Here is a 17,493-nt window from a genome sequence, read left to right as displayed (position 1 = left end):
CGTGTGGGTCAGCCCGATCCGCCGAGAGCGGGAACTTCTGGCGGGCGGGATGATCCGGGTGAGCCGGGGGGGTTCAGAAGGCCGCCGCGGGGTGTCCTCGTCTCCTGCCAAATGACGGCTCTAGCGTGCAGGTTGCAGCGTGAGCGTCTGGACGCGGCCCCAGTCGGCCGGGCGGGTGCTCATGGGCAGGTACTCCCCGGCGATCCATTTGCCCTGCTGATCCGCCACATGGTCGCCCAGGGGGTTGCCGCCCTGCCCGAGGCTGCCCACATACACGCTGGCGTCCGGGTTGGCAAGGTCGATGATCTGCCGGTAGCTGGGGCCGTGCGTCTGCCGGAAGGTGCCGGCCTCGGGGCGGGCCACGTCCACGGTGTTCGTGCCGCCGGGCGTGGGCGCGGCGTGGTTGAACAGCCATGCCAGGGCGGGCACCTCGCCGAAGGCGCGGTGGTTGCTGGCGACCGTGTGCAGTCGGCCGTATGTCCACTTCGCAGGATCGCTGCCCAGCCGGGCCGTGAGGTCGGTCACGGCAGCAGACAGGGTCGTGCGGAGTTCGGTGGCGCAGTCGGGGACATTTCCGGCCTCGTTGCGGCACAGTTCGCCGTCGGCCTTCAGTTGGTTCAGGACACTGAGGCTGTTCATGGTGGTGGCGTCGCCCAGTTCGTCCTGGGCCATCTTCTGGAGCTGCATCAGCCACGCCTCGAAGATGGTGGCCTGCACGCTGGCCGTGGTCTCGTTGCCATCCCAGCCGCGCAGGAGATCCAGGGCCGCCGCTGCGGCCGCGTCGGCCGGGGTGGCCTTGAGCAGCACGCTCTGGAAGTCCCGCCAGACCAGGCTGGTGGTGTCGAGCTGTACGGCCCGCACGTCGGCCACGGTGAGGCCCGTCGGTTTGGCCTGGAGCAGCTGCGTGATGCGCTCGGCTCGGTACGGTTCGGCCCAGTTGCGCACCGTGCCCAGCGCGCCCGCGTCCGGCATGACCTGGTTGTTCGCCGTCACGACTAGGCCGTCGGCGGGGTTCAGGGTGTGCGGCAACTGGGCGAAGGGAATGTACCCCTGCCACTCGTGCTGGCCGTCACCGGCCACGGGCAGCGAGCCGTCCCAGCCCCGGCGGACGGGCACGCGGCCCGGCGCGTAGTAGCCGGTGTTGCCGTCCACATCGGCGTAGACGAAATTCTGGCTGGGGGCCACGTAGCGCGACAGGGCCGCCGTGAAGTCCGTCCAGCTCCGCGCGTAGTTCAGGTTCAGGAAGGCGTCCATGGTCGTGTCGCCCGGTTGCAGGGCCGTCCACTTCAGGGCCACGCGCTCCCCCACCCCGGCCGCGCCCGCGCCGCTCACGATCGGGCCATGCGCGCTCTCCTGCACGACCAGGGAGACGTCCGGCGCGCCCTTGACCCGGATCACCTCGGTGCGGGATGTGAGCTTCACGCCGGCGGGCTCCACGTACAGATCCTGCACGTCCGGGTTCACGTTCGTGACTCCCCACGCCACGCGGTCGTTGCGGCCGATCACGATGCCCGGCAGGCCCGGAATGCTCGCGCCGATCGCGTGGAGCGTGTTGCCCTGAACGTCCGCCAGGTACCACAGCATCGGGCTGGTCAGGGCCAGGTGCGGGTCGTCTGCCAGGATCGGCCGGCCGCTCGCCGTGCGGGTGCCCGCCACCACCCAGTCGTTGCTGCCCTTGCCCGGCACCGGTTGCAGGCCCAGGGCGCGCGCCGCCGCGAGATGTTCCCGCAATGCCGACAGGGCCTCGTTCGGCAGGAGCACGCCGCCCGAGGTGCGCGCCGGGACGGGGTTCTCGTGACCAACCTCGTCCGCGCTCAGGATGGTCGGGGCGCCTTTCGGGTACGGCGCGGTCACCTGGGCCAGACCCGAGGTGCCCAGGCGTTTGACCACGCGGCTGCCCAGCACCTCGTCGTCCATGTTGCCGCCCAGGTCGTAGGCCATCAGCTTGCTCCACGACAGGCTGTCCACGTCGGTCCAGGCCGCCGGGGTGAAGCCCAGAATGCGGAATTCCGGCGCGATCTTGCCCTGCCGCATGGCCGCGTTCACGCCGGCCGTGTAGGCGCTCACCAGTTGCCGGGTGCGCGGCTGGAGGGCCGGCAGGGCCGACTCCGCCGCGCGCTGGAAGCCCCAGGTGCGCAGGAACTTGTCCTGCGGCAGGGCCGCCGCGCCGAGCACCTCCGAGAGGCGACCCTGCGCCACCCGGCGCTGGAATTCCATCTGCCACGCCCGCTCCTGCCAGTGCACGAAGCCCAGCGCGAACAGGGCGTCTTCGTCCGTGGCCGCGCGAATGTGCGGCACGCCCCACTGGTCACGCGTGACCGTCACGGAACTCGACACGCCCGGCACGTCCAGGGTTCCGGACACGCGGGCGGCCGACGTGCTCCGCAGCCACAGCACCGCCGCCAGCAGCAGCGCTAGGATCAGTGCCACCGCCCACACCACGCCCCACCCGAAGCGCGCCACACGCGACCTCTGCCGCGTCACCGTTCCCGTCGTCATTCGAACCTCCAGCCAATTGGACTGGGTTCAATATAGCGGCGGCTCCAGCAAACGGGGCCGCCCGGGTGCATCCCGGCGGCCCCTGGACTTCACGCTGACGCTAGAACTCCTCGTCCTCCAGCGACATCAGCGAGTGCTGCCACGCCGGGTGCAGCGGCAGCGTCTCGGCGAGGGGCAGCAGCGCCGCCACCTGCTCGTACGACGCGCCCTGCACCACCGACGCACACACGCCCGGCTGCACCGTCAACCTCGGTTCCGCCAGGGTGCAGTCCAGCACCCCGAACTCGAAGGCCGACTCCAGCGCCACGCCCAGGGCCCGCGTCACCACCGCGCCGTAGCCGTTCGAGAAGCGAAAGGTGAGTACGTCGCCCCCCGGCACGGACTGGCGCTGCGGCAGGGCCAGCACCTGCGGGAACTCCACCGCCTGCACGAAGAGGTACCCGTTGTCGTGGTCTGGAGGATCCAATAGCGTCATGAGCAGCGCACTCCCGGTCACCCGGACGTAGCGTGACGAACAGTCCGGGCAGCCCGCCAGCACAACCGCTGGCCTTGAGGACACCGTAGGGACTGTCAACTTACCCGCCCCTTACCCCACCGAAAGCTAAAGACCCCCGCCGGGCCGCATGCGGTCAGGATTCGGCGCGCCCAGCGGCCCTTTCCCACGACCCGGCTAGGGATCACCCCAGGTGGACGCCGCCACAGGGGGTTACTTGGACGGGACGTTACGGGAGACGGCCACGGTGGTGATCGTTCGGGATGTCACCGTCTGGTTCCCGATGGTCTGCGCGGCGGCCAGGGTGAGCGTCACCTGCCGGGCGTGATCGACGGCGGTCTCACAGCAGGTGTCGAAGGTCGCGGTGCCGAGCAGGTCGGCCACGACCCGGACAAGGCCGCCGGCTGGCGCGGCGCTCGGCAGGGTGCCGCCGGGCGTGCAGGCCCGGTACTGCATCAGGACGCGCTTGTCGGCGTTGGCCGGATCCGTGGGCAGGGTGGACCACACGCTGCCGCTGGTGACGCTGCTGCGCAGCACGACGTAATACACGATGTACTCGAAGGCGGTGGTACAGGAGCCGCCCGGATCCGCCGGGACGACCAGGGCCAGCAGATCCGGGCCGGCGACTGCGGGCGCTCCCGTGGCGTCGGTTCCCACCGGAGCGGCCTGGCCGGGGGGCAGCAGCGTGTAGGCGCGGCGCACGTCGTCGGCCACGACGTTCGAGGTCTGTTGCAGGTGCTCGATCCCGGCGGAGGTGCTCACGCTCTGCTGAGTGACATGGCTGGTGCTCTGCACGAGTGCGAAGACCAGGCCCAGGATCAGCACGCCGATGGCCATGGCGACCAGCAGTTCGATGAGCGTGAAGGCCGCGACGCGGTTCATCGGCGGGAGAATTCCGTGCTGGTCGTCAGAGGCTGCCCGCTGCCGGTGGGGCTATAGGTGACCGTCAGGCGCATGAAGTTCGCGGCGGGCGAGGGAGTGAGGGTGGCGGCGGCCGCCGTGCTCTCCGTGAAGGTGACCGTCTGGGGAGGCGCGGCGCAGGGGAAGGCGCTGGTGGCCGCCGTGTCGGTGGGCACCGTGACCTCGCAGGCCGTGACTTCCCAGGTGTAGCCGCCGAGCGTGGCGGGCCGGGGGGACGAAGCGCTGACCGTGCCGAAGCGGTGCGGGTCGAGCCAGTCACGGGTCATGACCTCGATGTACTGCTGCGCGGCCTGGTTCACGCCAAGCCGGGTGCGCGAGTGGCTGTTGGTGGTCAGGGACGTGATGATCGCCGCCGACAGGGCGATCACGATGGCCAGGATGGCGATGGCGACCAGCACCTCCACCAGCGTCAGGCCCCGCACGTGGGAACGGGTCGTCACGGGGTGACCACCTTCAGCAGGGCCGTGGGGCCGAGCAGGTACGCGTCACGGCTCACGCTGGGCAGGCTGACGGTGAACAGCAGGTCCGTGGCGAGCGTGCCGAAGGGGGCCTTCAGGGTGACCGTGGTGGTGGCCGTGCAGGTCTCGCTCCCGCCCACCACCGTGCGCTGGCACAGGCCCAGGCTGCTGGCCCCCACCGGGAAGACCGCGCTGTAGCCAGCGGCCTGAATGAGCGTGATCGTGCGGGCCGCCGTGTCCACCCTCAGGGTGATGTCCTGGTTGGTGGTGCGCACCCGGGCCTTGGCCTGCGTGACGATCCGCTGCACCTCGGCCACGGCCGCGTCGACCTGCGCCCGCTGCGCCCAGCGCAGGTAGGAGCTGATTCCGAGGGCCGCCAGGATGCCGATGATGGCCAGCACCATCAGCAGTTCCAGCAGGGTCACGCCGCCGTGGCCCATGGCGCGGGGGCGCGTCAATGGCCGTTCTCCGCCCACGAATACCGGGCGACCGCCACCCTGGGTTTCGCGGACTCGGGCAGGGCCGCGTTCAGCCCGCTGAGCAGGCTGCTCAGGATGCTGCGGTCGTAGCAGAAGGTGGACGCGCCCGTCGCTCCGCTGGGCGTGGCACAGCGGTTGGCGGCGGGGGGCGCGGTGGTCGTGCCGCTCAGGGTGGTCGTGCGGGCGGCGTTCAGCGCGTCCGTCACGGCATTCTCGACGAGCACGCTGCCCACGAAGGACCCGTCCGTGGCACTCAGGGTGACGTTCGAGCCGGGGCCGGTGGGCAGGTGGTCGCTGGCCGAACTGGCGCTCAGGTCGTGCGTCCCGATCACGTACAGCAGGCCGTGAAACACGCTGCCCGGGGCGAGGGTCACGGTGATGTTCACCGGCGCGCCGCCGGGGACGTCGGCCAGGGCAGGCGCCCGCACGACCACGATCCGGGCCGTCGGGCAGTCGCTCAGGGTGAGGGTGGGGGCGGGGCTCTCCGGCAGGTCGATCCAGCGCACCACGCCGCTGCACGCGTCCGCGTCGTAATGCGCGCCGATCTCGCCGCCGAAGGTCGGCTTGCCGATGCCGAAGGTCTCCGTGAACAGCCGATCCGCGCGCACGTCGAGTTCACCGCAGGCGTAGGCCTGACAGTCCATGCCCCCCACGGGCAGGCCGCCCGCGGCCGAGGTGAGCAGCGCGGCACCACGCGCGGTCTGGGTGAGGCTCAGACCGTCGGACAGGGCGGTGTTCGAGCTGTCCAGCGCGGCCAGATCGACGGTGTGGGCCAAGGCGTCGACATGCCGCACCTTGAAGGCCAGATCCGTGGCCGGCTGCGACGCCAGTGTCACGACGTCCCCGACGTCGGGCAGGGGGCCGCTGCGGACGCCCACAGTGTACGTGACGGGAGTTGTGCCGGTGGGCTGGCACGTCGAGCGGCAGCTGATCGTGAAAGGCGTGGAGGAGACGGGCGCGGCCGGGTTGCCCTCGACCAGCCGGTCGCTGCTGACCAGACGCCCGGTGGTGTTCACGGCGGCGTTCGAGAGCGTCTTGAGGATGTAATAGACGTCGTACTTCAGGGAGATCGACCGGCTCGCGCCGCTGGGGGCATTTCCCACCGACACGAGATCGACACTGCCGCCGTCGGCGGTGCCGTGCACAGCGAACGCACCACCGGGCAGTTCCGCACCCGAGGTCAGATCACTGAGGTGCAGGACATTCGCCACCTCGTTGGCCACGACGTCCGGGCGACTGTTCACGTAGCGGCTGCCGCTCGCGCCCAGGTAGGCGTCGATGCGGGCCACGGCGCGTTCCAGGCCAGCGTTCGCGGCGTAGAACGCGGGGATCTTCTGCGCTTCGGCCGCCACGGACTGCCGGGCCGACACGGCGAAGGTGGACGCCACGACCAGCAGCATCACGACCAGGACGGCCATGGAGAGCACCGCGATCAGCACGAATCCGTCTCGTTTCAAGCCACCCTCCTGAGCGTCACGTCATTCATGATGGGGGGAAACCCGCACGCACCGTTCTATCCCACTCCGCGGAACTGCACATGAAGTCAGTCCCGCACGTCGACCAGTTCAGCGGGCCGGTCAGGGCGCACCTGCACGGCGAGGACGCGGCGGATGGGCGTGACATGGTCGGGCAGGAGCAGTTTACAGCGTACAGGTGGCCTGAACCCACCAGTCCGGGTGACCCGCCGCGATGGCCTGCGCGGCCGCGTGCGCGGCGTCCTCGCTGGCCGCCAGGGCAAAGCAGGTGCTGCCCGACCCACTCATCAGCGGCGACCGCAGGCCCACGTCCGTCAGGGCCTGGAGCGCCTCCCGGATGGGCGCGTGACGGGCCGCGACCGGTTCCTGAAGCGCGTTCGGGTACGGCACGGGCCGCCCGTCGGCGAGCGTGGCGAGCACCTCGTCGATGTCCAGCGGCGGGGTGGTGGTCTCCTCGGCATCCAGCCAGAGGTACGCGTCGCGGGCACTGACCTCCACGCCGGGATTCACGAGTACCAGCGGCGTGCGCGGCACGGGCAGGGGCGTCAGGATCTCGCCGGTGCCCTCCGCGACGGCCGCGCGGCCCAGCAGAAAGAAGGGCACGTCGGCTCCCAGCGTCCGGGCCAGGGCGTGCAGGTCGAGTCCCGCCGGATACAGGCGGGCCAGGGCCATCAGGGTGGTGGCGGCGTCGCTGCTGCCGCCACCCAGCCCGCTCGCCACCGGCAGGCGCTTGTGCAGCGTGAGGTGCGCGCCCTGCGTCATGGCGGCCGCGTCCAGGTAGGCGCGGGCCGCGCGGTACACCAGGTTCCGGTCATCGGTGGGCAGGTCGGCACCGTGCCCCCCCGAAGCGTGCACCTCCAGCGTCAGCGTGGCCGCCGGGGCAATGCTGAGGTCGTCGCCCACCTGCAGCGGCACCAGCAGGGTGTGGAGGTCGTGGTAGCCGTCGGCCCGCAGCGCGCGGACGCTCAGCCCCAAGTTCACCTTGGCGGGCGCGAAGTAGGTGGCGGCGCCAGCGGAGGGCACATCAGGCATGATCCTCAGCATCCCACACCCTAGCCACCGCCTGCGCGAGGGGCAGATCCGCGGGCGTGGTGACCTTGAACAGCCGGGCGTCGCCGGGCACCAGTCTGACCGCGCCGCCCTGCCGGGCGATCAGGCCCGCATCGTCGGTGGCGGCGTGTCCATCGGCCACGGCCAGTTCGTGGGCCGCGAGCAGCAGCGTGCGGAGAAAGGCCTGCGGGGTCTGCACGGCCCACAGGCCCTCGCGGAGCACCGGTATGCCCCACTCACCTCCGGGGGTGGCGCGCACCAGCGTGTCCGCGACGGGCAGGGCGGCCGTGGCGGCGCCGGTCTCCGGCACGGCGGCCAGCAGGGCCCTGATCGTCTGGGCACCCAGGAAGGGCCGGGCGGCATCGTGAATCAGGACGACCTCGGCCGTGGTGGCGCGCAGCAGGGCATGGACGGTGTCCTGGCGGGTCGCGCCGCCGCCGATCACGCGCACGCCCGCTTCCTCCGGCAGGGTATGACCGGCGGGTAGGGCCACGATCACCTCGTCCACGTGTGGGCGCAGCGCGTCGATGCTGCGCGCGAGCAGGCTGCGGCCGTTCACGCTCACGTAGGCCTTGGGGCCCTGCCCCAGCCGTGTGCCGGCCCCGGCGGCGGGGATCAGGGCGGCGGTGCGCACGGTTCTCAAGGGCTCCCGGATCTGTCCCAGCGACGGAAGTCCGGCGTGTCCAGCCCGAACTGGTCAAGCACGCGCGCGGTCACGAAGTGCAGCAGGTCGGCCACGTCCTTCGGCGCGTGGTAGAAGCCGGGGCTGGCCGTCATGATGGTCGCCCCGGCGTCGTGCGCGGCGAGCGCGTTTAGCAGGGCCGGCCTGGGCAGCGGATCTTCCCGCAGGGCCAGCACCAGCGGCCGGCGTTCCTTGAGCGTCACGTGGGCCGCGCGGGTCAGCAGGGTGTCTGCGAAGCCGTGCGCGACCTTCGCGAGCGTTCCTGCCGAGCAGGGAATGATCAGCATGCCCTGTGTGCGGTACGAGCCGCTGGCGATGCTGGCGGCCAGGTCGCGGTCGTCGTGGACGTGCGTCGCCAGGGCGCTCAGGTCGGCGAGGGTGGGACCCCCCTCGGCGCTCATCACGCGCTTGGCCCCGCTGGACACGACCAGGTGCGTCTCCACACCGGCCGCGTGCAGGGAGCGCAGGGTGTCCAGGGCATAGGGAATGCCGCTGCCGCCGGTCACGCCGACCACCAGCTTCATGCAGGGTGCTCCATGCGCTCAAGCTAGCAGGCCGCGCCGCTCACCGGCCCGCCCACGTCAGGAGCGGGCCGGAGCGGGTGCATCCCGCCGCACGCGCCGCGCATGCCGGACTTCCGCACCCACGAACACCAGCGTGTTCAGCGCGTAGGTGACCACCAGGGCGCCCAGCACGGCAGCCTGCCCGCCCGCGCCCGTCAGGGTCGGCAGATCCGGGAAGCTCACCAGTCCGCTGCGTGGAGCCAGCGCGGCCACGGCGGCGCTCCAGGCGAGGAGCAGCACGCCGCCCCAGGCGCTGTCGAGCAGGGTCGTCCCGGGCAGCAACAGGCCCAGCGCGCGGTACGCGAACGGTCGGGAGCGGCGCAGGGCCAGCGTAGCGCGCGGCAGCAGCAGCGACAGGATCAGCAGGGCCGACAGCAGGATCGCGCCGGACAGCACAGTGCCCAGGCGTACGCTGCGGCCCGCGCCCGCCGTGAACAGATCCTGTGGCGACCTCAGCAGACCGCCCAGCGTGACGCTCAGGTCGCCGGTCACGGCGCGGGTCAGGCTGCGCTCGTCTGGGTAGCACAGTCTGGGCTGCCCAGGGCGGTACGTGCGCTGGAACGTGGCGGAAGGCGTCGCCGGATTCAGCCCCAGGTTGAAGGCAGGAGCGGCCAGATCCGGCCGGGCCGACAGCGCCGCGCGGTAACGGTCGCGGGCCTGCGCTTCGTCCCCCCGGCCCTGCGCGATCACGCCCAGGTTGTTCTGCGCGCAGGCGTCCGGCAGCGCGCGGGTGTAGGCGTCGCGGGCCGCGCCGTCGTCGCCGTCCAGGTGCGCGGCGAGGCCCGCCAGCAGCGCGGCGTCCGGGCCGGGGCGCAGGTTCAGGTCGGCCAGCTGGGCTCCACTCCACCCGCCGCCGTAGGTGCCGAGGTTCAGGGCGGGGGCGTGCAGCGCGGCGCTGGCCTGGTTGGCCCACTGCCAGCCGGCCAGCCCCGTAACCAGCGCGGCGGCCAGCAGGGCCAGCAGCAGCCGCTCGCCCAGCGAGGTGTAGGCCACCGTGACGCGCCGGGCACGGGCCAGCGGGTGGCGCAGCCAGGAGCGCCAGCGGCCGCCCAGCGGCGCGGTGTCGGCACTCTGGGTCGTCCACGCCCGGGCCTGGAAGGCCAGCAGCGCGGCGACCAGCGCCAGCGCCAGCGTCAGGGTGACCAGTCGGGCGGCATCCCGCACGCTCCGGAGGCCCTGCGGCCCGAGGTTGTACAGGGTACCGGCGTTCAGGGAGCGCGTGAACTGCCGCCACTGCTCGGCCTCGCCGCTGCGGCCCTGCGTGTCCAGCACGCGGGCGTACCGCTCGTACAGCGCGGGCCCACCCTCGAAGCGGGGGTGAAGGTCTCGCAGGTAGCGCATCCAGACGTCCGCGCGGGCCAAGCGGTTCTGGGCGAGTAGGGTGCCCACGTACCCACTCGGATTCCCGTACGCCGACAGGGCGGCGCGGCTGACCGACAGTTCCGGGTCGAGGCCGCGCGCGGCGGCGTCCTTCAGGGCGCGGCCCAGCGCGAGATCGGCGGCGGCCGGGTACCCGTCCCGGTCGAGTCGGGCGGCCAGCTGCACCCACGCGGGAAAGGGCAGCGGCCCGGCCAGGGCCCGCCGGACTCTGTTCAGGGCCCGGTACGGATCCGCCTGGGCGGCGTGCGCCTCGCGCAGGGCCAGGAAGGGATTGGTCGGATCGGCCCGAACCGCCTGGGCGAGCAGCGCGGCGGGCATGGTGTCGGCCACGCGGGCCAGCCAGCCGGTCACGCGGATATCCGGAGGCAGCACCACGCGTTCACGCACGTCCAGACCGTCAGTGGTGTCCAGCGTGTAGCGCTCGGTCAGGCTGCCCTCCTGCGTGGTGACCAGGACTGCGCCGCCGGAAGCGTCGATGGAGGTCACCAGGCCGGGCAGATCGGCGCGGCCGAGCACGCTGCCGGCACTGCTCAGGGCGTACACGCTGGGGCCCGCCCCCAGGTAGGTGACGCTGCCCACCTGGAGGGGCCCGCTCAGGTCGCCCATGGCCGCCGGGTAGGTGCGCTGCCATACGACGCGCGGACCGTCTTCGAAGCTGAGGGTGCGGCCCTCCAGCACCGGGACAGCCTGTCCGGACACCGTCAGCAGGGCCAGCAGGAGCGGCAGCCACCGCAGGGCGGTCATGGGCGTTCCGCCTCTGCACCCGGTTCCGGCACGGGTCGCGGCGACGGGCGGGCCAGCAGGTGCCCGGCCCGCACGGCCATGGCCCCTCCCCCGGCGAGCAGATCCGGCAGGCCGCCGTAGCGCGTGGCGAGCAACAGGCCGACCGGCACGGCGATGGCCGTGGCAAAGGGCACAGCGTTCAGCTTCACGCTGGCTTGCAGGGTCGCCCTGTACAGCGGAATCAGGATCAGGGCGGTGCCGAGCATGCCGGCCAGCGTAATGGGCGCCACGACCAGCAGTGCGCCCAGCAGAGGCGCGATCCCGCCACCGCCCCGGAACCGGAAGTACAGCGGGTAGCAGTGCCCCAGGACGACCCCCAGCATGGCGACCCAGGTGGCCTGCGGCGTGAAGTGCAGGGCCAGCCCGGCGGCCAGCACGCCCTTGAGGATGTCGAACGCCGTGACCAGGATGGCGGCGCCCACGCCGTACTGGCGGTAGGTGCCGCTGCCGCCGGGCAGGTCACGGCCCCGGATGTCCTCGCCGCGCGCGCGGGAGTACAACACGCCCGCCACCAGCGATCCGAGGAGGTAGGACGCGACGGCGACGAACAGCAGGGCGGGCATACGCGCTGCATTCTACGGGCACGCCCCACACCGCGCCCTACACTGGGCCGCATGTCTGGAACGGAGCACACCGGGGCGCTGTCCCGCGCGGAACTGCGGCGCTACTCGCGGCCCCTGCTGGTGCCGGAGTGGCTGGATGCGGGCGCGCAGGAGCGCGTGCGGGCGGCCACGGTGCTGGTGGTCGGGGCGGGCGGCCTGGGCAGTCCGATCATCGCGCAGCTCGCGGGCGCCGGCGTGGGCACGCTGGTGATCTGCGAGGGCGACCGGGTCGAGTTGAGCAACCTGCACCGGCAGACCCTGTACTCGGTGGCGGACGTGGGCCGCGCGAAGGCCGATGTGGCGGCGGCGCGGGCTCAGGCGATCAATCCGTACGTGCGGGTGCGGGTGGTGCCGCCGCTCTCCGGGGACAACGCGGACGCCCTGGTGGCCGCAGCAGACCTGGTGATCGACGCGACCGACAATTTCGAGGCGCGTTATGCCATCGCCGATGCCTGTAGGCGGGTCGGCCGCGAGTGGGTGTGGGGCGCGGCGGCCGGAACGAGCGGCATGCTCAGCGTGTTCGGGCCGGACGTGGGCCTGCGAGACGTGTTTCCCGAACCGGGGGACGCGGAGTCCTGTGCTGAGGCGGGGATCCTGGGGCCGCTGCCGAACGTGGTGGGGGGAATGATGGTCCTAGAGGCGTTGAAGGTGCTTGGAGGGGTGGGCGAGCCCCTGCGTGGGCGGCTCTGGACACTGGACGCGCTGTCCGGGCGGGTACGGACACTGTCGCTGCGGACTCCGGTTGACACGTCGGATTAACCGATTTCACATCTTATACTCATATTTTTTCGCCGTCCCAGTGAGGATCGCGCCGATTCTACAGCGTTTTTGTCCTTACGGTGACAGCAGAATTGGGCGAAAAAGAACGGCCCAGTGCGGCCGGATCGGCTTGACGGCAGGGAATTGTATGTTACCGTTCATTTGAGCCGCGCGTCAGCTCAAATCCACGCCTGGAGGTTCAGCATGGCCAAAGCCAGCAAGCCCGCCGCGAAGAAGCCCGTCGCCAAAGCCGCCCCGAAACGCACCAGCGCTGCCAGCAGCAAGATCGCCAAAACCCAGATCATCGACATGGTCGCCGACAAAACCAGCCTGAACAAGAAACAGGCCGGCGAAGCGGTCGCCACGATGCTGGACGCGATCGTCGGGGCGCTCAGGGGCGGCCAGAGCGTCGGACTCCCAGGTCTCGGAACCCTGAGCGTGGCACACACGGCCGCGCGCACCGGGGTTCGGCCCGGCACCAGCCAGAAGATCACCATTCCTGCCGGCAAGAAGGTGCGCTTCAAGGTCGCCAGTACCCTCAAGGGCACCCTCTAGGGACGCCGAGCGACTCCACAAGGCCCCCGCATAGATCTGCGGGGGCCTTCCTGTGGCAGGCACCGAATCGGCTCAGGACAGAATATTTACGCAATCTTCATCTCTGAGCGTCGGCTGCGGTTTTGTGATCTCCCCCACCCGACGTCCACCCGGACGGCGCGTACGGTGACCTCATGAAGAGCCTTTTATTCCTCACCTTAGCGATCATGGCCAGCAGCGCCGCCGCCAAGCCCATCGTCGTCGGCAGCAAACTCGACCCCGAAGCCCAGATCCTCGGCCAGATGATCCTCCTCACCCTCAAGAATGCCGGCCTCGACGTCACCGACAAGACCAACCTCGGCGACACCGGGGTTAACCGCAAGGCCATCCTCGCCGGCGAGATCGACGTCTACCCCGAATACACCGGCAACGCCGTCTACCTCTTCCCCGCCGCCAAGATCGGCGCCAAGCAGGCCGGCAACCCCGGCACCATCTACGGCCTCGCCCGCCAGCTCGACGCCAAGAACGGCATCACCTGGCTCAAGCCCGCCAACGTCAACAACACCTGGGTCATCGCCGTTCCCCAGGCCCTGGCCACCAGCGCCAAACTCTCCAGCGTCGCCGACCTCGCCACCTACCTCAAGGGCGGCGGCACGTTCAAGATCGCCGGCAGCCCCGAGTTCTTCAACCGTCCCGACACCATGCCCGCGTTCGAAGCTGCCTACGGCTTCAAACTCACGGCCGCCCAGAAACTGGAACTGGCCGGCGCCACGCCCCCCCAGACCCAGCAGGCGGCGGCGAGCGGCACGAACGGCGTGAACGCCGCCATGGCCTACGGCACGGACGGCACCCTGAGTGCCTTGAAGCTAGTGGCGCTGAAGGATCCGAAGGGCGCGCAGGCGGTATACCAGCCGGCACCGATCATTCGGACGGACACCCTGAAGGCCAATCCGCAGATCGCGGACTTGCTGAACAAGACCTTCGCGGGCCTGAGTGCACCGATCATGCAGGGCCTGAATGCCAAGGTGGCCCTGGAGGGCCGCACCGCCCAGGATGTCGCCACCGAATACCTCAAATCCAAGGGACTCATCAAGTGAACGCCTTCCCGCTCTGGGATCAGCCCTGAGCGTGCTCGCACCACGGAGCGGCGGGGCGGGGGCCAGCGTGGCCTCCGCCCCCTCGTCTGCCCGCGCGGACGTGCAGGCGGTGGTGTGGCTGGGCAGCGCCGCCATGCTGGTCGCGAGCGCCCTGCCCTGGGTGCTGCTGCGGCCCAACCGCCTGGCCCCCGGCGAGTATCTGCGGCTGCCCACGCCCTGGCTGGTGGCTGCACTCCTAGTTGCCCTCCTGCCCGCCCTGATGGCCCGACGGGCCCGGAGCATGGTGTGGCTCGCGGCGGGCGCTGCGCTGGTGCTGGGTGTGTGGCTGCTCGGCGACCGGACGCACGCCGCCCTGATCGCACAGGCCCCGTTTGCACGGGCCAGCGCCGCAAGCGGCCTGTGGCTGTACCTGCTCGGGGCGGCCATTGCTGTGTACGGGGCCAGGCAGGCCGCGGGTACCCGGCGTGCCCAGCTGCTGACCTGGACGTGGCTGCTCCCGGTCGCGCTGCTGGTCTTGTTCGGTCAGCTGTCGAGCTGGTCCGTGCTGGTCGAGGGCCGCAACGAGGGGCCGCGCTGGGTGCAGGAGCTCGGGCAACACCTGCGGCTGGTGGGCAGCGCGCTGGGGCTGGCCCTGCTGATCGGCGCGCCGCTGGCCGTGTGGGCGGCCGGGCGCGAGCGGGTGGCCGGCGCGGTGCTGGGGCTGGCGAACGCTGTGCAGACCATTCCCAGCCTCGCCCTGCTGGGCCTGCTGATCGCGCCGCTGTCCGCCCTATCTCACGCGCTTCCGGTGCTGCGCCAGTGGGGAATCAGCGGGATCGGGGTGGCTCCGGCCTTGACGGCCATGACCCTGTACGCGCTGCTGCCAGTGCTCCGAAACGGCGTGGTTGCACTGCGGGGCGTGCCGCCCGGCGCGGTCGATGCGGCGCGCGGCATGGGCATGACGGGCAGCCAGCGGTTCTGGCGCGTGCAGCTCCCGCTGGCCCTGCCCGTGTGGCTGGCCGGCGTGCGGCAGGCCGCCGTGCTGCTGGTCGGCGTGGCCGCCGTGGCCGCCCTGATCGGCGCGGGCGGCCTGGGCACGTACATCTTCAAGGGCCTGCAGAGCGCGGCGGCCGACCTGATCCTGCTGGGGGCGGTGCCGGCCGCCGTGCTGGCCATCATCGTGGACGCCCTGCTGCGCGGCCTGGAGCAGCTGCTGGGCCGCCGACTGGGGAGCGTCGCATGATCCGACATGAATTCTGGAGACACCTATGATCGAGGTACAGGGTCTGGAGAAACGCTACGGCGACACGTACGCCGTCCGCGATCTCGATCTGGTCTTTCCCGACGGGCAGCTCACGGCACTCCTGGGGCCGTCTGGGTGCGGGAAGACCACCACCCTGCGCATGATCAACCGACTGATCGAACCGACCGGAGGGCGCGTGCTGCTCCAGGGCCAGGACACCCGCGACCTTCGCCCGGAGGCGTTGCGCCGGGGCATCGGGTACGTCATTCAGCAGATCGGGCTGTTCCCACACCTGAACGTCGCGCAGAACGTTGCGACCGTGCCGGACCTGTTGGGCCGTGACCGCCGCGAGACCGCCCGTCGCGTGGACGAACTGCTGGCCCTGGTGGGCCTCGATCCGGCCACCTTCCGGGAGAAGAAACCCGCCGAGCTGTCGGGGGGCCAGGCACAGCGGGTGGGCGTGGCCCGCGCCCTGGCGGCCGATCCGCCCGTGCTGCTGATGGACGAACCCTTCGGCGCCCTCGATCCGCTGGCCCGTGACGCCCTGCAGGACGCCTTCCGGGAGATCCAGCAGCGGCTGAAGAAAACGGTCGTGATGGTCACGCACGACATCGACGAGGCCCTGCGCCTGGGCGACCGGGTCGCGCTGATGAACGCCGGCCGGCTGGAGCAGGTGGGGACGCCCGATGAGCTGATCCACCGCCCGGCCAGCGACTTCGTGCGCCAGTTCCTGGGCGAGGACGCCACCCTGCGGCAGCTCGCGGGCCGAGCCGTCGCGGAGTTCATGACGCCCGGCCCGGTGCCCGAGAACCTGCCCCGCATCGACGCGGCTCTGAACGCCCGCAGCGCCCTGAGCATCATGCTGCGCGACGGCACCGATACCCTGGGCGTCACGCAGGGGGGCGAACCGGTGGGCACGGTCAAGTGGTCTGCGCTGCGGGCGCATGAACCCAGGGGCGCGTGAGGGCCGGTCGGCGGTGGGGCGCGCTGCTGTGGCCGGCGCTGCTACTCCTGAGCCTGCTACCGGGTGTGCTGGGCACGGTGCTGAGGCCCCTGAACCTGGGCGAGGTTCCAGTGGCCTTCGACCCGCCCCTGTGGCGTCTGACCCTGACCCACCTGGGACTGGTGCTGCTCTCGACGGTGATCGTGGTCGCAGTCGGTATTCCCATTGCCGTGGTCGTCACGCGCCCGCAGCGGGAAGCCCTGCGCGGCTTGGCCGAGACCCTGGTTGGCCTGGGACAGACCGTGCCAACCTTCGCCATCCTCGCGCTGGCCGTGCCCGCCCTGGGCTTCGGCTGGAAGCCGACCCTGCTGGGGCTGATCGTGTACGGTCTGGTGCCCGTCGTCAGCAACGCGGTCGCTGGGCTCCAAGCCGTCGATCCGGGGACACTCGACGCGGCGCGCGGCATGGGCATGACAGCTCCGCAGCGTCTGTGGCGCGTCGAATTCCCGCTGGCCCTGCCGGTGATCCTGGCAGGCGTGCGCACCAGCACGGTATACAACGTCGGAACGGCTACCGTCGGCGCGGCGCTGGGCGCGGGCGGCCTGGGCGCGCCGATCATCAACGGCCTGTCGCAGCAGAACACCGCGCTGGTGCTGGTGGGCGCCATCCTGTCGGCGCTCCTGGCGCTGAGCTTGGACGCCCTCCTCGGCCTGTTCACTCCGGTCGACGCACAGCGTTGATGCAGCAACGGTCTACACCATCTGCGAGGTCTCTCACACTTCTCGCCTAAGATCATGTCCATGACACCCGCCTGGCAGGCACCAGTCCGCAGGACTGTCCCTGTCCGTAATCTCCGCTAGGACGGCCCTGCCTCACCGCTGGGCCGCGCTTTATTGCGGCGCGGGGTGTTATGCCCACCCATCCTCCCAGAGGTGCACTGTGACACAGACTGCCTTCCAGCCCGGAGACCGCGTTGTCCTTCCCCCATATGGCATTGGCGTGGTTCAGGGAACCTGTCAGCGCCCTGTGGGCGGGCAGGAACAGGCGTATTACCAGGTGGCCTTCGCCAACACCAGCAGCCGCGCCTACGTTCCGGTCGCTGCTCCGGCCGGCACCGGCCTCCGGGCGGCGTTGACCGCCGGCGATATGCCCGCCCTGCTGGCCTCACTGCATTCCAGCACCTTAAACCTGCCCCGTCAGTGGGCTGCCCGCCACCGCCGTGTGGCCGACATCCTCGCCAGCGGCGATCCCTTCGAACTGGCCATCCTGACCTGTGAACTCAGGCGCTGGAACGTGCAGCGCGGTCTTCCAGATCTGGATCGGCAGGCGCTGCGCCGGGCCATTCGCCTGCTGGAGCAGGAGGTCAGCGGCCTGGAGGATACCGAGGCGGCACAGGTTCAGGCGCTGCTGGTCACCGCGTGGCACGAGGCGCCACAGGAATAAGGGCCAGACCACATCCGAAGGCAACCTGTTTTCTAGAAAACGTGAACAACACAAGAAGAAGCCCGGCCTCCTTTTCAGGGGGCCGGGCTGGGGATGAAGACAGTGCTGGA

18 protein-coding genes are annotated in these 17,493 nt (G+C 70.9%); 7 read left to right on the top strand and 11 right to left on the bottom strand.

What is annotated here, in order from left to right; translation table 11 throughout:
• Positions 1-120: 120 nt before the first annotated feature.
• From E7T09_RS12340 to E7T09_RS12290, 11 genes are all read right to left on the bottom strand, one after another.
• Positions 121-2,499: a penicillin acylase family protein gene (locus E7T09_RS12340; RefSeq protein ID WP_136389518.1), complete on the bottom strand. Its 2,379-nt coding sequence runs from the start codon at positions 2,497-2,499 to the stop codon at positions 121-123.
• Positions 2,500-2,599: 100 nt separating this feature from the next.
• On the bottom strand, positions 2,600-2,974 hold the full coding sequence (locus tag E7T09_RS12335) for a hypothetical protein (protein WP_136389517.1): 375 nt from the start codon (positions 2,972-2,974) through the stop codon (positions 2,600-2,602).
• A gap of 231 nt (positions 2,975-3,205) precedes the next feature.
• A complete protein-coding gene (locus tag E7T09_RS12330; RefSeq protein ID WP_136389516.1) occupies positions 3,206-3,874 on the bottom strand; it encodes a type II secretion system protein J in 669 nt (222 codons plus the stop codon).
• On the bottom strand, positions 3,871-4,353 hold the full coding sequence (locus tag E7T09_RS12325) for a prepilin-type N-terminal cleavage/methylation domain-containing protein (RefSeq protein ID WP_136389515.1): 483 nt from the start codon (positions 4,351-4,353) through the stop codon (positions 3,871-3,873). The genes E7T09_RS12330 and E7T09_RS12325 overlap by 4 nt, the downstream gene beginning before the upstream one ends.
• Positions 4,350-4,829 carry a Tfp pilus assembly protein FimT/FimU gene (locus tag E7T09_RS12320; protein WP_136389514.1) on the bottom strand — a complete coding sequence of 160 codons (480 nt, stop codon included), beginning with the start codon at positions 4,827-4,829 and terminating at the stop codon, positions 4,350-4,352. Before E7T09_RS12320 ends, E7T09_RS12325 begins: the two co-directional genes overlap by 4 nt.
• Positions 4,826-6,307 carry a hypothetical protein gene (locus tag E7T09_RS12315; RefSeq protein ID WP_136389513.1) on the bottom strand — a complete coding sequence of 494 codons (1,482 nt, stop codon included), beginning with the start codon at positions 6,305-6,307 and terminating at the stop codon, positions 4,826-4,828. Before E7T09_RS12315 ends, E7T09_RS12320 begins: the two co-directional genes overlap by 4 nt.
• Before the next feature lie 183 nt (positions 6,308-6,490).
• The gene (locus E7T09_RS12310; RefSeq protein WP_136389512.1) at positions 6,491-7,357 is read right to left on the bottom strand and encodes a 4-(cytidine 5'-diphospho)-2-C-methyl-D-erythritol kinase; all 867 of its coding nucleotides are present in this window, start codon (positions 7,355-7,357) and stop codon (positions 6,491-6,493) included.
• Positions 7,350-8,009: a 2-C-methyl-D-erythritol 4-phosphate cytidylyltransferase gene (gene ispD / locus E7T09_RS12305; RefSeq protein ID WP_136389511.1), complete on the bottom strand. Its 660-nt coding sequence runs from the start codon at positions 8,007-8,009 to the stop codon at positions 7,350-7,352. The genes E7T09_RS12310 and ispD overlap by 8 nt, the downstream gene beginning before the upstream one ends.
• 5 nt (positions 8,010-8,014) lie before the next feature.
• Positions 8,015-8,581, bottom strand: a complete 567-nt coding sequence (locus E7T09_RS12300) for a UbiX family flavin prenyltransferase (RefSeq protein WP_136389510.1) — start codon at positions 8,579-8,581, stop codon at positions 8,015-8,017.
• A gap of 57 nt (positions 8,582-8,638) precedes the next feature.
• Positions 8,639-10,744, bottom strand: a complete 2,106-nt coding sequence (locus tag E7T09_RS12295; protein WP_136389509.1) for a hypothetical protein — start codon at positions 10,742-10,744, stop codon at positions 8,639-8,641.
• On the bottom strand, positions 10,741-11,346 hold the full coding sequence (locus E7T09_RS12290) for a glycerol-3-phosphate acyltransferase (protein WP_136389508.1): 606 nt from the start codon (positions 11,344-11,346) through the stop codon (positions 10,741-10,743). The genes E7T09_RS12295 and E7T09_RS12290 overlap by 4 nt, the downstream gene beginning before the upstream one ends.
• 51 nt (positions 11,347-11,397) lie before the next feature.
• Here E7T09_RS12290 and E7T09_RS12285 point away from each other — a divergent pair, with 51 nt between their 5' ends.
• The 7 genes from E7T09_RS12285 to E7T09_RS12255 all read left to right on the top strand — a co-directional run bounded on the left by E7T09_RS12285 (position 11,398) and on the right by E7T09_RS12255 (position 17,383).
• Positions 11,398-12,144 (top strand): HesA/MoeB/ThiF family protein, encoded by a 747-nt coding sequence (locus tag E7T09_RS12285; RefSeq protein ID WP_136389507.1) that lies wholly within the window; start codon positions 11,398-11,400, stop codon positions 12,142-12,144.
• A gap of 204 nt (positions 12,145-12,348) precedes the next feature.
• Positions 12,349-12,699, top strand: coding sequence for an HU family DNA-binding protein (locus tag E7T09_RS12280; RefSeq protein WP_136389506.1), 351 nt, complete (start codon positions 12,349-12,351; stop codon positions 12,697-12,699).
• 173 nt (positions 12,700-12,872) lie between these two features.
• Positions 12,873-13,775 (top strand): glycine betaine ABC transporter substrate-binding protein, encoded by a 903-nt coding sequence (locus tag E7T09_RS12275; protein WP_136389505.1) that lies wholly within the window; start codon positions 12,873-12,875, stop codon positions 13,773-13,775.
• Between the two features lie 67 nt (positions 13,776-13,842).
• Positions 13,843-14,997, top strand: a complete 1,155-nt coding sequence (locus E7T09_RS12270; protein ID WP_370293906.1) for an ABC transporter permease — start codon at positions 13,843-13,845, stop codon at positions 14,995-14,997.
• Between the two features lie 25 nt (positions 14,998-15,022).
• Complete coding sequence (locus tag E7T09_RS12265; protein WP_136389504.1) at positions 15,023-15,961, top strand: ABC transporter ATP-binding protein; 939 nt, start codon at positions 15,023-15,025, stop codon at positions 15,959-15,961.
• The gene (locus E7T09_RS12260; RefSeq protein ID WP_136389503.1) at positions 15,958-16,680 is read left to right on the top strand and encodes an ABC transporter permease; all 723 of its coding nucleotides are present in this window, start codon (positions 15,958-15,960) and stop codon (positions 16,678-16,680) included. The genes E7T09_RS12265 and E7T09_RS12260 overlap by 4 nt, the downstream gene beginning before the upstream one ends.
• Positions 16,681-16,879: 199 nt before the next feature.
• Complete coding sequence (locus tag E7T09_RS12255; protein WP_136389502.1) at positions 16,880-17,383, top strand: CarD family transcriptional regulator; 504 nt, start codon at positions 16,880-16,882, stop codon at positions 17,381-17,383.
• Positions 17,384-17,493: the final 110 nt, after the last annotated feature.

The sequence above is a fragment of the Deinococcus sp. KSM4-11 genome (assembly GCF_004801415.1).
Taxonomy (GTDB): domain Bacteria; phylum Deinococcota; class Deinococci; order Deinococcales; family Deinococcaceae; genus Deinococcus.
The sequence above is the reverse complement of the archived record's forward strand: the minus strand, read 5'-3'. Positions and strand labels throughout refer to the sequence as shown.